Source organism: Mycolicibacterium brumae (genome assembly GCF_025215495.1).
Lineage (GTDB): Bacteria > Actinomycetota > Actinomycetes > Mycobacteriales > Mycobacteriaceae > Mycobacterium > Mycobacterium brumae.
Genome location: NZ_CP104302.1, coordinates 2,650,552 through 2,664,955, shown reverse-complemented (window position 1 = coordinate 2,664,955; position 14,404 = coordinate 2,650,552). Strand labels below are relative to the sequence as shown.

General features: G+C 70.5%; 13 protein-coding genes. 9 read left to right on the top strand and 4 right to left on the bottom strand.

Annotated features, from left to right (window positions below; translation table 11 throughout):
* Positions 1-97: 97 nt before the first annotated feature.
* Positions 98-1,678 (top strand): helicase HerA-like domain-containing protein, encoded by a 1,581-nt coding sequence (locus L2Z93_RS12965; RefSeq protein ID WP_090591226.1) that lies wholly within the window; start codon positions 98-100, stop codon positions 1,676-1,678.
* 6 nt (positions 1,679-1,684) lie between these two features.
* Here the strand turns inward: L2Z93_RS12965 and L2Z93_RS12960 are convergent, their stop codons facing one another.
* Positions 1,685-2,653, bottom strand: a complete 969-nt coding sequence (locus L2Z93_RS12960; protein ID WP_090591229.1) for an acyl-ACP desaturase — start codon at positions 2,651-2,653, stop codon at positions 1,685-1,687.
* A gap of 128 nt (positions 2,654-2,781) precedes the next feature.
* On the opposite strand from L2Z93_RS12960, the gene L2Z93_RS12955 reads away from it, so the two are divergent.
* Positions 2,782-3,114, top strand: a complete 333-nt coding sequence (locus L2Z93_RS12955; RefSeq protein ID WP_090591232.1) for a YnfA family protein — start codon at positions 2,782-2,784, stop codon at positions 3,112-3,114.
* A gap of 308 nt (positions 3,115-3,422) precedes the next feature.
* Here the strand turns inward: L2Z93_RS12955 and cmrA are convergent, their stop codons facing one another.
* Entirely contained in the window at positions 3,423-4,232 is an 810-nt protein-coding gene (gene cmrA / locus L2Z93_RS12950) for a mycolate reductase (RefSeq protein ID WP_090591236.1), read from the bottom strand.
* Between the two features lie 41 nt (positions 4,233-4,273).
* On the opposite strand from cmrA, the gene L2Z93_RS12945 reads away from it, so the two are divergent.
* Positions 4,274-5,587: an MFS transporter gene (locus L2Z93_RS12945; RefSeq protein ID WP_090591240.1), complete on the top strand. Its 1,314-nt coding sequence runs from the start codon at positions 4,274-4,276 to the stop codon at positions 5,585-5,587.
* 4 nt (positions 5,588-5,591) lie between these two features.
* Here L2Z93_RS12945 and L2Z93_RS12940 read toward each other — a convergent pair whose 3' ends face one another.
* Together L2Z93_RS12940 and L2Z93_RS12935 are read right to left on the bottom strand one after the other, a co-directional pair.
* A complete protein-coding gene (locus L2Z93_RS12940) occupies positions 5,592-6,374 on the bottom strand; it encodes an MmpS family transport accessory protein (protein WP_090591244.1) in 783 nt (260 codons plus the stop codon).
* 90 nt (positions 6,375-6,464) lie between these two features.
* On the bottom strand, positions 6,465-7,100 hold the full coding sequence (locus L2Z93_RS12935; protein WP_090591248.1) for an SACE_7040 family transcriptional regulator: 636 nt from the start codon (positions 7,098-7,100) through the stop codon (positions 6,465-6,467).
* A 92-nt stretch (positions 7,101-7,192) separates the two neighbouring features.
* Between L2Z93_RS12935 and L2Z93_RS12930 the strand changes: the two genes are divergently transcribed.
* The 6 genes from L2Z93_RS12930 to pdhA all read left to right on the top strand — a co-directional run bounded on the left by L2Z93_RS12930 (position 7,193) and on the right by pdhA (position 14,403).
* Positions 7,193-8,743 (top strand): carboxyl transferase domain-containing protein, encoded by a 1,551-nt coding sequence (locus tag L2Z93_RS12930; RefSeq protein ID WP_090591252.1) that lies wholly within the window; start codon positions 7,193-7,195, stop codon positions 8,741-8,743.
* 7 nt (positions 8,744-8,750) lie between these two features.
* Positions 8,751-10,742, top strand: coding sequence for an acetyl/propionyl/methylcrotonyl-CoA carboxylase subunit alpha (locus L2Z93_RS12925; protein WP_090591261.1), 1,992 nt, complete (start codon positions 8,751-8,753; stop codon positions 10,740-10,742).
* Complete coding sequence (locus tag L2Z93_RS12920; protein WP_090591265.1) at positions 10,735-11,895, top strand: acyl-CoA dehydrogenase family protein; 1,161 nt, start codon at positions 10,735-10,737, stop codon at positions 11,893-11,895. Before L2Z93_RS12925 ends, L2Z93_RS12920 begins: the two co-directional genes overlap by 8 nt.
* The gene (locus L2Z93_RS12915) at positions 11,895-12,392 is read left to right on the top strand and encodes a MaoC family dehydratase (RefSeq protein WP_090591269.1); all 498 of its coding nucleotides are present in this window, start codon (positions 11,895-11,897) and stop codon (positions 12,390-12,392) included. Before L2Z93_RS12920 ends, L2Z93_RS12915 begins: the two co-directional genes overlap by 1 nt.
* Positions 12,389-13,189 carry an HpcH/HpaI aldolase/citrate lyase family protein gene (locus L2Z93_RS12910; RefSeq protein WP_090591272.1) on the top strand — a complete coding sequence of 267 codons (801 nt, stop codon included), beginning with the start codon at positions 12,389-12,391 and terminating at the stop codon, positions 13,187-13,189. Before L2Z93_RS12915 ends, L2Z93_RS12910 begins: the two co-directional genes overlap by 4 nt.
* 116 nt (positions 13,190-13,305) lie before the next feature.
* Positions 13,306-14,403 (top strand): pyruvate dehydrogenase (acetyl-transferring) E1 component subunit alpha, encoded by a 1,098-nt coding sequence (pdhA, locus tag L2Z93_RS12905; RefSeq protein WP_090591275.1) that lies wholly within the window; start codon positions 13,306-13,308, stop codon positions 14,401-14,403.
* The last annotated feature ends 1 nt before the right edge of the window (position 14,404 follow it).

The following is a 14,404-nucleotide window of genomic DNA, read 5'->3' as shown; positions in this document are numbered from 1 at the left end:
GGACACCTTACGCCCGCGTGGGCGCCAGACCCGCCGGTGCGTCGCCGGGCCAAGTAGTCTCTGGCCTTGCCGGACACTCCAGAAAGGACGGGGTCACATGACCACCGAATCGACCGAATCCTCCTCGGCGATGACTCCCGCGCAGCACATCGCCGGCGGCTACGCCGTCGACGGCGACGCGCTGATCCTGGGGTCGGTCGTGGTCGACGGCCAGGTCACCCCCGACGCGCGGGTGCGGATCCCACTGGCGACGGTGAACCGGCACGGCCTGGTCGCGGGCGCGACCGGCACCGGCAAGACCAAGTCGCTGCAGGTGATCGCCGAGCAGCTCTCCGCAGCCGGCGTCCCGGTGGTGATGGCCGATGTGAAGGGCGACCTGTCCGGGCTGTCGCGCCCGGGCGAGCAGAGCGAGCGCACCGCGCAGCGGGCCGCGGACACCGCCGACGAGTGGACACCGACGGCCTATCCGGTCGAGTTCCTGTCGCTGGGCACCTCCGGCATCGGCGTCCCGGTGCGCGCCACCATCACCAGCTTCGGCCCGATCCTGCTGTCGAAGGTGCTGGGCCTGAACCAGACCCAGGAGTCCACCCTCGGGCTGATCTTCCATTGGGCCGACCAGAAGGGCCTGCCGCTGCTCGATCTCAAGGATCTGCGCGCGGTCATCCAGTTCCTCACCGGCGACGAGGGAAAGGCGGAGCTCAAGGCCCTCGGCGCGGTGTCCACGACCACCGCCGGCGTGATCCTGCGCGCGCTGATCAACCTGGAGGCCGACGGCGGCGACACCTTCTTCGGCGAGCCGGAGCTGGAACCCAAGGACCTGATGCGGGTGGACGCCTCCGGCCGCGGGGTGATCACCCTGCTGGAGCTCGGCGAGCAGGCCACCCGGCCGGTGCTGTTCTCCACCTTCCTGATGTGGGTGCTGGCCGACCTGTTCACCGGACTGCCCGAGATCGGCGACGTCGACAAGCCCAAGCTGGTGTTCTTCTTCGATGAGGCGCACCTGCTGTTCAACGACGCCTCCAAGGCGTTCCTGGAGCAGGTGGAGCAGACCGTCAAGCTGATCCGCTCCAAGGGCGTCGGGGTGTTCTTCTGCACCCAGTTGCCCACCGACATCCCCAACAATGTGCTGTCGCAGCTCGGCGCTCGGGTGCAGCACGCGCTGCGCGCTTTCACTCCCGATGACCAGAAGGCGCTGTCCAAGACGGTCCGCACCTATCCGAAGACCGACGTCTACGACCTGGAGTCGGCGCTGACGTCGTTGGGGATCGGCGAGGCGATCGTCACGGTGCTTTCCGAGCGGGGCGCCCCGACGCCGGTGGCGTGGACGCGGATGCGCGCGCCGCGCTCGTTGATGGACACCATCGGCCCGGATGCGATCGCAGCTGCCGCCAAGGCCAGCCCGCTGCAGGCGACCTACGGGATCACCGTCGACCGTGATTCTGCCTACGAGCGGTTGACGGCCAAGCTGGCCCCGCCGCCGGAGGCCGAGCAGGTTCCGGTGCCCGGCGATCAGGCCCCGCCGCCGATGCCCGCGCCCGCGCAGAAGGAAGAGCCGGGCTTCATGGACAAGATGCTCAACAGCCCGGCGTTCAAGAGCGCCGCGCGTTCGGCGGGCACCGTCATCGGCCGCGAGATCACCCGCAGCATTTTCGGCACCGGGCGACGCCGGCGCCGCTGAGCAGGCTCAGACCGCGGCGGCCTCGCGCTTGGCCGCCTCGCGGGCCAGCATCCGGTCGCGTTGCTCCTCGAACTTGGTGGCCTGGCGTTCCAGGTCCTCGAGGTACGCGGCCAGCTTCTCGCGACGGTTCTCGCCCTCAGCGGTGAAGTCGGTGCGGTCGAAGATCCGCCACTTGCGCAGCACCGGCCGGACGACCTCCTCCAGGTGCTGGCGCAGGTCGTAGATGCCGTGCTTGGCCATCAGCACGCCGTTGCGGCGGAAATCGGGCATGCCCTGGCCGGGCATCCGGAAGTTCTCCACCACGTGGGCCAGCGCGTCGAGGGCCTGATCGGGAACCAACTCCAGCGCCGCGGCGGCGGTGTCGCGGTAGAAAACCATGTGCAGGTTCTCGTCGGCGGCCACCCGCGCCAGCATCCGGTCGGCCACCGGGTCGTCGCAGACCTTGCCGGTGTTGCGGTGGCTCACCCGAGTGGCCAGTTCCTGGAAGGTGGTGTAGGCCACCGACATCAGGAAGTCCATCGGCCGGGTCGCCTCTTCCTCGGGGGTGGGGCCGAAACCGTTGGCGACGTGCACCATCCGGGCGCGTTCCAGCGCGACGGGGTCCACGCCGCGGACCACCACCAGGTAGTCGCGGATGACGATGCCGTGCCGGTTCTCCTCGGCGGTCCAGCGGTTGACCCAGGTGCCCCAGGCGCGGTCCTGGGAGAAGTACGCGGCGGCCTGCCGGTGATACGACGGCAGGTTGTCCTCGGTCAGCAGGTTGGTGATCATCGCGGCCTTGGCGACCGAGCTGAGCTTCGACTGCTCCTCGTCCCAGTCCACGCCGCCGGTGGCGGCGAAGTCCCGGCCGGAGCGCCACGGGATGTAGTCGTGCGGATGCCAATCGTGGGTCGCCGACAGATGCCGGTTGACGTTCTTCTCGGCGATCGGCTCAAGCTCGTTGAGGATTTCCGGATCGGTCAGCAGTCTTGGCATGAGTCCATTCCCCAGAAAAGCGGCAAAGGTCAGCCTATCGTGGCGACGCCGCTCCCCGGAATCGGCGCGCCGGCGGGTGACATCACTCACACGCGTTGCACAGGTCGGTTCCGGCTACCGTCTTCGGCATGTCCGTCGCGAAGTCCATCCTGCTGTTCGCCGTCGCCGCGCTGTTCGAGATCGGCGGCGCCTGGCTGGTCTGGCAGGGTGTCCGCGAGCATCGCGGCTGGCTGTGGGCCGGTTTCGGGGTGATCGCGCTGGGTGTCTACGGGTTCGTGGCCACCCTGCAACCCGACGCGAACTTCGGCCGCATCCTGGCCGCCTACGGCGGTGTTTTCGTCGCCGGATCGTTGGCCTGGGGGATGGTCATGGACGGCTTCCGGCCGGACCGCTGGGACTACACCGGCGCGGCGATCTGCCTGCTCGGCGTCGGCGTCATCATGTACGCGCCGCGCAGCTGAGCTGCACTCGGGTCAGCGGTCCAGCTTCGACGCGGCTCCGACGGGGCCACGAGGGGCCAGTTGCTGCACGACTGGCCAACTACGAACACAAAAGCCCAGGTCAGCTAGCTGCGAAGCGGACAATAAGTGGCGCTCGTGCCCTATCGGGCCGCTCGCGGGCTCAGATGTGCAGAAACTGGCCACTCAAGGAGGATCCCGTGCCGAAACTGGCCGCTCGGCGCCGGGCGCCGGGCCGATCCCGCGCCACAGGGCTCCACACTCGGCGACTCCGTCCTAGAAAAGCCACCCGTGTCTGCGCAGTGATCGAGCTAGGCATCCCCGCCGAGCTTCTTGTAGATCCGGCCGACGATCGGGGCGACGATGCCGCGCGGGGCGTAGCCGGCGCCCACCGACATCGCCTTCGAGGTCAGGCCGGGCACCACGCGCATCCGGTTGCGCTCCAGCGCGTCGAGGGACTTGCGGGCGGTGTACTCGGTGTCGATCCACAGGAAATCCGGGATCAGCCGCTCCACCAGCGACTGCTCGGAGACGTCGGGCAGCTCGGTGCGGACCGGGCCCGGGGCCAGCAGCGTGACGTGCACCCCGTCCTGCTTCAGCTCGCCGCGCAACGACTCGCTGAAGGTGTTCGCGAACGCCTTGCTCGCGGCGTAGGTCGCGTTGTTCGGGATCGGCGAGTTCCCGGCGGCCGAGCCCGAGGTCAGGATGCCGCCGGCGCCGCGGGCGATCATCCCCGGCAGCACAGCCAGCGTCAGATCGTGCACGGCGATCGAGTTGAGCTGCACCTGGGCCTTCTCGCCGGCCGGGTCCAAACCGGCGACCGGGCCGAAGGTCGCGGTCCCGGCGTTGTTGCACAGGATCGAGATGTTGCGGCCGGCCAACTCCTGGCACAGTTCCTCACGCGCCGCCGGATCGGCCAGGTCCACCGCGCGGACCTCGACCGTCACGCCGTAACGCTCGGTGAGCCGGGCCGCGAGTTCTTCGAGCACCTCGCCGCGGCGGGCGGTGATGATCAGGCTGTGGCCGCGGGCGGCGAGTTCGGTGGCCAGAGCTTCGCCGATGCCTTGCGAGGCGCCGGTGACGACCGCGCGGGCGTCCGGGCTGGGGGAGGGAACAGGCATGCGGTCATCGTAAACAAGCCGATCCGATTAAGGTTCGGGGCATGACTGGGCCGAAGCGCAGCCGCGTCGGCGCGCGCCGGTCCGACGTGGTGGCGTGGGCGCTGTGGGACTGCGGATCGACCGGCTTGAACGCCATCGTCATCACCTTCGTGTTCTCGGTGTGCCTGACCAACACCGTCGGGGCGAACCTGGAGGGAACCACCAGCCCGGCGTCCTGGCTGGGCCGGGCGCTGACCATCGCCGGGATCACCGTCGCGGTGCTGGCCCCCGCCACCGGCGTCTGGGTGCAGAACCCGCGCCGACGGCGCACCGTGCTGACGGTGCTCACCCTTGCCGCGGTGTCGCTGACGGCGTCGATGAGCCTGATCCACGCCGACGCGTCCTACCTGTTCGCCGGGCTGGCCCTGCTCGCGGCCACCGCGGCCGTCAGCGATCTGGCGAGCGTCCCCTACAACGCGATGTTGCGCCAGCTCGCCACCCCGCAGACGGCCGGCCGGGTGTCCGGATTCGGTTGGGCGGCGGGATATCTGGGCAGCGTTGCGTTGCTGTTCGTCATCTACTGGTTGTTCGTCTCCGGCAGCGGGGAGACCCGCGGGCTGCTGCAGATCCCGACCGCCGACGGGGCCAACATCCGGGCCGCCATGCCGGCGGCCGCCGGCTGGTTCGCGGTGTTCGGCTTGCCGCTGCTACTACGGGCCAACCGGATCGCGCCGGAGAGCTTCACCCCGCCCGAGCATGTCGGGGTGCTGGGCGCCTACCGCCAGGTGTGGGCCGACCTGGTCTCGGAGTGGCGGCGCGACCCGAACCTGGTGCGCTTCCTGCTGGCCAGCGCCGTCTACCGGGACAGGCTCGTCGGCGCGTTCACCTTCGGCGCGGTGCTCGGGGTCAACGTCTACGGCCTGTCCGCCGCGGACGTGCTGATGTTCGGCGTGGCAGCCAGCGTGATGGCCGCCCTCGGCGCGGCCGTCGGCGGCCTCGCCGACGACCGGGTCGGGGCCAAACCGGTGATCGTCGGATCACTGTTCGCCATGGTCGTCGTCGCCACCGTGCTGCTGGTGGTGTCCGGGCCGGCGATGTTCTGGGCGTTCGGGCTGGTGCTGTGCCTGTTCATCGGGCCGATCCAGTCGGCGTCGCGCACCCTGCTGCGGATGGCTGGCGCCGACCGCGAAGGCGTGGCGTTCGGGCTCTACACCATGACCGGGCGCGCGGTGGCCTTCCTCGCGCCGTGGATGTTCTCGCTGTTCGTCGACGTCTTCGACTCCGTGCGGGCCGGTCTCGGCGGCCTCGGCGTGGTGCTGGTGTCCGGCCTGGAGCTGATGCTCTTCGTCCGCACACCCTCGAGAAAGACGGTGTGACGGCTCAGCTCGGCGCGGCGCAGACGGTCAGTCCGCTGCCGGTGCGCGACCGGACAACCGCGCCGTCGATCGACAGCGAACACGTCACGGTGTTGCCGATGTTGATGACCGTCATGTGCGGGCTGTTGCCCGACCCGGACCGCAGGCTCACCTGTCGGCTCCACGGCAGCGGCACGTTGAACTCCATCTGCATGACGCCCCCGGCGTCGATGTAGGTGATGCTGATGGCGCGGCCCTCGCCGCTGACCGAGTAGACCACGGTGTTCACCGGGCCGGTGTTGCCCGGGGCGGTGGTGCCCGGCGCCGACGGGGTCGGCACGGTCGTGGTCGCGCGCGGCGCCGTGGTGGTGGGCGCGGTTGTCGTCGGGGGCGCGGTGGTGCTGGGTTGCGACGGCATGGTCGGGATGCCGGCCCGGGTGGTGGTGTTGTCCTGGGGGGCCATCACCACGGTGTCCTGGTTGCCCGCGCCGTTGGCGATGACCAGCGCGATCACTAGTCCGACGACGAGCAGCGTCGTCGCGCCGGCGCCCAGCCACAGCCATTTGCGGGAGCGCTTGGGCTCCTGCGGGGGCTCGGCCGGCGGCTCTTTGGCGATGGGCTGCTGCGTCTGGGTCCAATAGGCGGGCAGCTCCTGCGTCGGGGTCGACGACGGCAGGTAGGCGGGGTACTCGTACCCGCTGGCGTACGCCGGATCCGGCGGCGGGTAGTCCCCGTAGTCACCCGACGGCGGGGCGGGCCAGCCGGACCGGAACTGGCCGGCTCCTTGCGGCCGACGCGGATCACTCACTCTCCCCACCTCACGTCCTGCAGGCTACCTGCGCGCACCGACACCGGGGCGGGAGATCCCGGTTCTCACACCAGGTTGTAAGGGTGCCGGTCAGCCCTCGGCGTCGCGCGGAACCGGCGCCCCCGTGCGCAGCGCGGCGATGGTCATCGCCCGCAACACCTGGCGGGCATGCGCGGGACCGGGGTCGGCGGCCCGCTTTGCGCTGTGCGGGGTCGAGTTCATCAAGCCGAAGGCGGCGTGCGCCATCAGCCGGGCGTCGCCCTCGGCGAGCTCCGGGCTCAGCTCCCGCAGCACCCCCACCCAGATCTCCACGTACTGGCGCTGGCTCCTTCGGACTTGGCGCAGCGCGTCGGGCGGCAGCATGGCCAGGTCGCGGTCCTGGATGCGGATGAGATCCGGCTCGCCCAGGGTGAAGTCGAGGTGCAGGTCGATCAGCGCCTCGAGCGCCGTTCCCGGGTCATCGGTGTGTTCGGCGACGGCCGCGCGGCCACCGGCCAGCAGTCGGGTGCTGATCTCGATCAGCAGCTCGACCAGCAGCGCCTCCTTGTTGGGGAAGTGCCGGTAGATCGCGGGTCCGCTGACCTCGGCCGCCGCGCCGATGTCCTCGAGCCGGACGGCGGAAAAGCCCCGTTCGGCGAACTGGCGTTCAGCGGCGGCCAGCAGCTGCGAACGGCGATCCGATTTGAGCCGGCTGCGTCGGGTCGGCGCGGGTGCGGCACTGGGCATCGACGGCTCCGAAGGGTCTGGACATTTCAGTTAATCATGACTAACGTACCACCGGTTAGCCGCGATTAACTGACTTAAGGGTGGGCTCAGGGATGGCAACCGGTGTGACGAACCGCGAGGACCATCTGCGACTGGTCGCCGACCTGCGCGACAAACTGGCCGCCGCCGCGCGCGGCGGCCCGGAACGGTCCCGGGAACGCCACGTCGCACGCGGCAAACTCCTGCCCCGGGATCGGGTGGAGGGCCTGCTCGACCCCGGGAGCCCGCTGCTGGAGATCGCGGCGCTGGCCGCCGACGGCATGTACGACGGGGACTGTCCGGGCGCGGGCGTCATCGCCGGGATCGGCCGGGTCGCCGAACGCGAGGTGATGGTGCTGGCCAACGACGCCACCGTCAAAGGCGGCACCTACTACCCGATCTCGGTGAAGAAACACCTCCGCGCCCAGGAGATCGCGGCGCAGAACCGGCTGCCGTGCGTCTACCTGGTGGACTCCGGCGGCGCCTTCCTGCCGCGCCAGGACGAGGTGTTCCCCGACCGCGAGCATTTCGGCCGAATCTTCTACAACCAGGCCAACATGAGCGCGGCCGGCATCGCCCAGATCGCGGCGGTGATGGGCTCCTGCACCGCCGGCGGCGCCTACGTGCCGGCGATGAGCGACGAGACGGTCATCGTCGCCAACCAGGGCACCATCTTCCTGGGCGGCCCGCCGCTGGTGAAGGCCGCCACCGGCGAGGTGGTCAGCGCCGAAGACCTCGGCGGCGGCGACCTGCACGCCAAGACCTCCGGCGTCGTCGACCACCTGGCCCGCGATGACCGCGACGCCCTGAACATCGTGCGCCGCATCGTCGGAACCCTCGGGCCCGCGCCCACCCCGCCCTGGCGGGTGCGCCCGACGGTCGACCCGATCGCCGACCAGCGTGAGCTCTACGACGTCGTGCCGGTGGACGCCCGGATTCCCTACGACGTGCGCGAGGTCATCACCCGGATCGTCGACGGCGGCGAATTCGGCGAGTTCAAAGCCGAATACGGCGCCACCCTGGTCACCGGCTTCGCCCACATCCACGGCCACCCGGTCGGCGTCATCGCCAACAACGGGGTGCTGTTCGCCGAATCCGCGCTCAAGGGAGCGCATTTCATCGAACTCTGCGACAAACGATCCATCCCGCTGCTGTTCCTGCAGAACATCACCGGGTTCATGGTCGGCCGCGACTACGAAGCCGGCGGGATCGCCAAGCACGGCGCGAAAATGGTCACCGCGGTGGCCTGCGCGCGGGTGCCGAAATTCACCGTCGTCATCGGCGGCTCCTACGGCGCCGGCAACTACTCGATGTGCGGCCGCGCCTATTCGCCGCGGTTCCTGTGGATGTGGCCGAACGCGCGGATCTCGGTGATGGGCGGCGAACAGGCGGCCTCGGTGCTGGCCACCGTCCGCGGTGCGATGACCCCGGAGGAGACTGAGGCGTTCAAGGCGCCCATCCGGGAACAGTATGAGCGCCAAGGCAATCCGTACTACTCCAGCGCGCGGCTGTGGGACGACGGCGTGATCGACCCCGCCGACACCCGGACCGTGCTCGGCCTGGCGCTGGGCGCGGCCGCCAACGCGCCGCTGGAGCCGGTCTCCTACGGCGTCTTCCGGATGTGAGGACCAGATGAACACCTTCGACACGGTTCTGGTCGCCAATCGCGGCGAAATCGCGGTCCGCGTGATCGCCACCCTGCGCCGGCTCGGCATCCGCTCGGTGGCGGTGTACAGCAGCGCCGACGAGAACGCCCGGCACGTCGCCGAGGCCGACGACGCGGTCTGGATCGGACCGGCCGCGGCGCGACAGTCCTATCTCAACATCGACGCCGTCGTCGCCGCCGCACTCGACACCGGCGCGCAGGCCGTGCATCCCGGCTACGGATTCCTTTCGGAGAACGCCGAATTCGCCGCCGCCCTGGCAGAGGCCGGCGTCGTGTTCGTCGGCCCGCCGGCCTCGGCCATCGCCACCATGGGCGACAAGATCGCCGCCAAGGCGCGGGTGTCGCAGTTCGGCGTCCCGGTGGTCCCCGGCATCGCCCGCCCCGGACTGACCGATGGCGACCTGATCGCCGCCGCCGGCGATATCGGTTATCCGGTGCTGGTGAAACCGTCGGCCGGCGGTGGCGGCAAGGGTATGCGGTTGGTGTCCGATCCCGCCGATCTGCCCGCGGCGCTGGCCGGCGCGCGCCGCGAGGCCGCCGCGGCCTTCGGCGACGACACGTTGTTTCTGGAACGATTCGTGCTGCGGCCCCGCCACATCGAGGTTCAGGTGCTCGCCGACGACCACGGCGACGTCATCCACCTCGGTGAGCGGGAATGCAGCCTGCAGCGCCGCCACCAGAAGGTCATCGAGGAGGCGCCCTCGCCGCTGCTGGACCCCGCCACCCGGGAACGCATCGGCGCCGCGGCGTGCGCGACCGCGCGCAGCGTGGACTACCGCGGCGCGGGCACCGTCGAGTTCATCGTCTCCGCCGACGCGCCCGATGACTTCTTCTTCATGGAGATGAACACCCGGCTGCAGGTCGAGCATCCGGTCACCGAACTGGTCACCGGGCTCGACCTGGTCGAATGCCAGCTGCGGGTGGCCGCCGGCGCACCACTGGGCATCGCCCAGTCCGACGTGACGCTGCGCGGGCACGCCATCGAGGCGCGGGTCTACGCCGAGGACCCGGCCAACGGATTTCTGCCGACCGGCGGCGCCGTGCTCGGCCTGACCGAGCCCGCTGCGCCGATCCGGGTGGACTCCGGGCTGGCGGTCGGGACCGTCGTCGGCAGCGACTACGACCCGATGCTGGCCAAGGTGATCGCCGGCGGCGGCGACCGGTCCGAGGCGCTGGCCGCCCTGGACGCCGCGCTGGGACGCTTCGGCGTCCTCGGCGTGGTCACCAACGTCGACTTCCTGCGCTTCCTGCTGGCCGACGCCGACGTGGCGGCCGGACGGTTGGACACGGCTCTGCTGGACCGCCGCGCCGGCGACTTCCGTGCCCGCGCCGCCGCCGACGACGAATTCGTCGCCGCCGCAAGCTATCTGTGGCTGCGCCGCTGGGACGCCGCCGACCCCGGCCTCTGGGCGCAACCCTCGGGCTGGCGGATCGGCGCCCCGGCGCCGACGACGGTGCGCCTGGCCGCGGGCGAGGACATCCGGCACGTCGCGATCACCGGCGACCCGGTGGCCGCGACGGCGCGGGTGGAGGACGGCGAATCCCGGCCGCTGCGAGCCGAACTCAGGGAGGGCGAGCTGATCGTGCGCTGGGGCGAGCGCCGTCGGCGCTACCGCGTCGCCCTCGGCGGCGGACGGGTCTGGCTGGCCGGCGAGCACGGCGTCGCGGCGCTGTCGGAGGCGCCCGAAGACCCCGTCCGACCCGACGACGAACACGCCGGCGACGCCGAACTGCTGTCCCCGATGCCCGGGTCGGTGGTCGCGGTCAACGTCGCGCACGGCGCGACCGTCGACGCGGGAACCATCGTCGTCGCCGTCGAGGCCATGAAGATGGAGCATTCGCTGGCCGCCCCGGTCGGCGGTGTCGTCGACGTCCTTGTCGCCGTGGGCGATCAGGTCAAGGTGGGTCAGCCGCTGGCCCGCATCACCGCTAACGCAGGAGAACAACCGCATGCCTGACTACCTGTCGACCGCCAACCTGCCCGAGGACTACGCGCAGCTGGCCGCGACCGTCGCCGACTTCGCGCAGTCCGTGGTCGCCCCGGTGGCGGCCAAGCACGACGCCGAACACAGCTTCCCGTACGAGGTGGTCGCCGGGATGGCCGAGATGGGGTTGTTCGGTCTGCCGTTCCCGGAGGAGTACGGCGGCATGGGCGGGGACTACTTCGCGCTGTGCCTGGCGCTGGAGGAACTCGGCAAGGTCGACCAGTCGGTGGCCATCACACTGGAGGCCGGGGTGTCGCTCGGCGCCATGCCGGTCTACCGGTTCGGGACCGAAACCCAGAAACAGCAATGGCTTCCGCTGCTGGCGAGCGGCGCCGCGCTGGGCGCCTTCGGTCTGACCGAAGCCGGCGGCGGCAGCGACGCCGGGGCGACGAAGACCACCGCCAGGCTGGAGAACGGCGAGTGGGTGATCAACGGCTCCAAGCAGTTCATCACCAACTCCGGAACCGACATCACACGGCTGGTCACCGTCACCGCCGTCACCGGAGGCAGTTCGGACAAACCGGAGATCAGCGCGATCCTGGTGCCGGTTCCCACCCCCGGGTTCACCGCCGAACCCGCCTACAACAAGGTCGGCTGGAACGCCTCGGACACCCACCCGCTGTCCTTCGACGACGTCCGGGTGCCGGAGGAGAACCTGCTCGGCGACCGCGGCCGGGGCTACGCCAACTTCCTGAGCATCCTCGACGAGGGCCGGATCGCCATCGCCGCCCTGTCGGTGGGCGTCGCCCAGGGCTGCGTCGACGAGAGCGTCAAGTACGCCAAGGCACGTAGCGCATTCGGCCGGCCCATCGCCGCCTATCAGGCCATCGAGTTCAAACTGGCCCGCATGGAGGCCCGCGCCCAGGCCGCCCGGGCCGCCTACTACGACGCGGCCGCTTTGATGCTGGCGGGCAAACCGTTCAAGAAGGAGGCGGCGGTGGCCAAGCTGGTGTCCAGCGAGGCCGCGATGGACAACGCCCGCGACGCCACCCAGATCCACGGCGGCTACGGATTCATGAACGAATACCCGGTGGCCCGGCACTACCGGGACGCCAAGATCCTGGAGATCGGCGAGGGCACCACCGAGGTGCAGCTGATGATCATCGCGCGGCAGATGGGGATCTGATGAGCGGGGAGCGGGTGGTCCGCCAGCGTGGGCTGTGGTTCGAGGAATTCGAGGTCGGAGTGCGCTACCAGCACGCGCCGGGACGCACCGTCACCGAGGCCGACAACGTGCTGTTCACCACCTTGACCATGAACACCCAGGCGATGCACCTGGACGCGGCCTTCGCCGAAACGCAGCCGCCGTTCAACCAGCGCCTGGTCAACTCGATGTTCACGCTGTCCACCATGGTCGGATTGTCGGTCGCCCAATTGACCCAGGGCACCATCGTCGGCAACCTCGGCTTCTCCGACATCGCGTTCCCCAGGCCGGTGTTCCACGGCGACACCCTCTACGCCGAAACCGTCGTCGTCGACAAGCGCGAGTCCAAGACCCGGCCGGGGGAGGGCATCGTCACCTTCGAGCACACCGCGCGCAATCAGAACGGTCAGGTGGTCACGACCGCGACGCGCAAGACCATGGTGCGCATGCGTCCGCTCGACGAGGACGGCGGGAATTGACGCCGCAGACCGCCGGACCGGCGTGGCTGTTCTGCCCGGCCGACCGGCCGGACCGTTTCGACAAGGCCGCCGCCGCAGCCGATGTGGTGATCCTGGACCTGGAGGACGGCGCCGGAGACAAAGCGGCCGCCCGGCAGGCGCTGGTCGATCACCGACTGGACCCGCAGCGCACCGTGGTGCGCGTCAACGCCTCCGGAACCCCCGATCAACGGCTGGACCTCGACGCCGTCGCCGGTGCCGGGTACCAGACCGTGATGCTGCCCAAATGCGAATCCGTCGAGCAGGTTCGCGCGCTGGCGCCGCTGCAGGTGGTGGTGCTGATCGAAACCCCGCTGGGCGCGCTGAAGGTCGACGAGATCGCCGCGGCCGACGGTGTGGTCGCGGTGATGTGGGGCGCCGAAGACCTGTTCGGCGCCATGGGCGGGACGGCGAACCGATTCCCCGACGGTCGCTACCGGGCGGTCGCCGAGCACGTCCGGTCCCGAACGCTGTTGGCGGCCAAGGCCTACGGCCGCGCGGCGCTGGACGCGGTGTGCATCGACATCGCCGACCTGGACGGCCTGCGCGCCGAGGTCGACGACGCCGTCGCGGTCGGGTTCGACGCGAAGGTCGCCATCCACCCGAGCCAGGTTCCGGTGATCCGGGCGGGCTACGCGCCGACGCCGGAGCAGCTGCGGTGGGCGCGACACGTTCTGGACGCCGCGGCTCGTCACCGGGGCGCCTTCGCATTTGAGGGCATAATGGTGGATGCGCCAGTGCTACGGCGAGCAGAGCGGATCATCGCGCTCGCGTCCTGACCAGGACGCCTGCCGGTGCCGCCACAAGCGGGTCGCTTCGCGGACCCGGCGCTGGTCTTGGAGTACCGCTGGATGCCGGGCCAAACATGCGCCGGCAGCGGCCTGCAGGAGGCGCCATGGCCAGTCCCGCCCACCCCGCGCTGTTCGACGGCCCGGATCTGGAACCGCTGCGATTGATCGCCCCCGACGGGTCGGCCACCGCCGAAGACCGGGTCAGCCGCGATCTGCCACCGGAAACACAGGCCTGGCTCTACGAGATGATGGTCGCGACCCGCGGGGTCGACGCCGAGTTCACCAACCTGCAGCGCCAGGGCGAACTGGCCCTCTACGCCCCCTGCCTGGGCCAGGAGGCCGCCCAGATCGGGGCCGCGGCCTGCCTGCGCAAGACCGACTGGCTGTTCCCGCAGTACCGCGAACTCGGCGCTTTCCTGGTGCGCGGCATCACGGTCGGCCAACTCGGCGCGCTATGGCGCGGAAGTTGGCATGGCGGCCGCGGGTTCACCGCCAAACACTGCGCGCCGGTCTCGATCCCGATCGGCACCCAGCAGTTGCACGCCGTCGGGGCGGCGATGGCCGCCCAGCGCCTCGGCGAGGACTCGGTCACCGTGGCGTTCCTCGGCGACGGCGCCACCAGCGAGGGCGATGTGCACGAAGCGCTGAACTTCGCGGCGGTGTTCCACGCGCCGTGCCTGTTCTACGTGCAGAACAACCAGTGGGCGATCTCCGTGCCGGTCGCTCGGCAGGTCGCGGGCGTCTCGATCGCGCACCGGGCCGCCGGGTACGGCATCTCCGGCATCCGGGTCGACGGCAACGACGTGCTGGCCTGCTACGCGGTGACGGCGGCCGCCGCCGAGCACGCCCGGGCCGGCGGCGGGCCGGTGCTGATCGAGGCTGTCACCTATCGGATGGGCCCACACACCACCTCCGATGACCCGACCCGCTACCGCGATCCCGCCGATGTCCCGCGCTGGGCGGCGCTGGACCCGATCTCGAGGCTCCGCGAGCACCTGCGGGCCACCGGGGTCTGGACCGAGCGGTTGCAGAACCGCGCCGACGCCCACGCCCGGCGGTTGCGCGCCGAGCTGCGGGCCGCGATCGTCGACGCCCCGGACCCGGACCCGGCCGAGGTGTTCGAGCACGTGTTCCACCGCATCACCCCGACGCTGGCCGCCCAGCGCGAGGAACTGCGGGCCGAGTTGGCGAGGGAGGCCTAGA

Bases quoted from the DNA above. Each gene is read 5' to 3' on its own strand.
- L2Z93_RS12925 (WP_090591261.1), top strand. From the start codon at position 8,751: ATGAACACCTTCGACACGGTTCTGGTCGCCAATCGCGGCGAAATCGCG.
- L2Z93_RS12945 (WP_090591240.1), top strand. From the start codon at position 4,274: ATGACTGGGCCGAAGCGCAGCCGCGTCGGCGCGCGCCGGTCCGACGTG.
- L2Z93_RS12955 (WP_090591232.1), top strand. From the start codon at position 2,782: ATGTCCGTCGCGAAGTCCATCCTGCTGTTCGCCGTCGCCGCGCTGTTC.
- L2Z93_RS12965 (WP_090591226.1), top strand. From the start codon at position 98: ATGACCACCGAATCGACCGAATCCTCCTCGGCGATGACTCCCGCGCAG.
- cmrA (WP_090591236.1), bottom strand. From the start codon at position 4,232: ATGCCTGTTCCCTCCCCCAGCCCGGACGCCCGCGCGGTCGTCACCGGC.
- L2Z93_RS12920 (WP_090591265.1), top strand. From the start codon at position 10,735: ATGCCTGACTACCTGTCGACCGCCAACCTGCCCGAGGACTACGCGCAG.
- L2Z93_RS12935 (WP_090591248.1), bottom strand. From the start codon at position 7,100: ATGCCCAGTGCCGCACCCGCGCCGACCCGACGCAGCCGGCTCAAATCG.
- L2Z93_RS12930 (WP_090591252.1), top strand. From the start codon at position 7,193: ATGGCAACCGGTGTGACGAACCGCGAGGACCATCTGCGACTGGTCGCC.
- pdhA (WP_090591275.1), top strand. From the start codon at position 13,306: ATGGCCAGTCCCGCCCACCCCGCGCTGTTCGACGGCCCGGATCTGGAA.
- L2Z93_RS12960 (WP_090591229.1), bottom strand. From the start codon at position 2,653: ATGCCAAGACTGCTGACCGATCCGGAAATCCTCAACGAGCTTGAGCCG.
- L2Z93_RS12915 (WP_090591269.1), top strand. From the start codon at position 11,895: ATGAGCGGGGAGCGGGTGGTCCGCCAGCGTGGGCTGTGGTTCGAGGAA.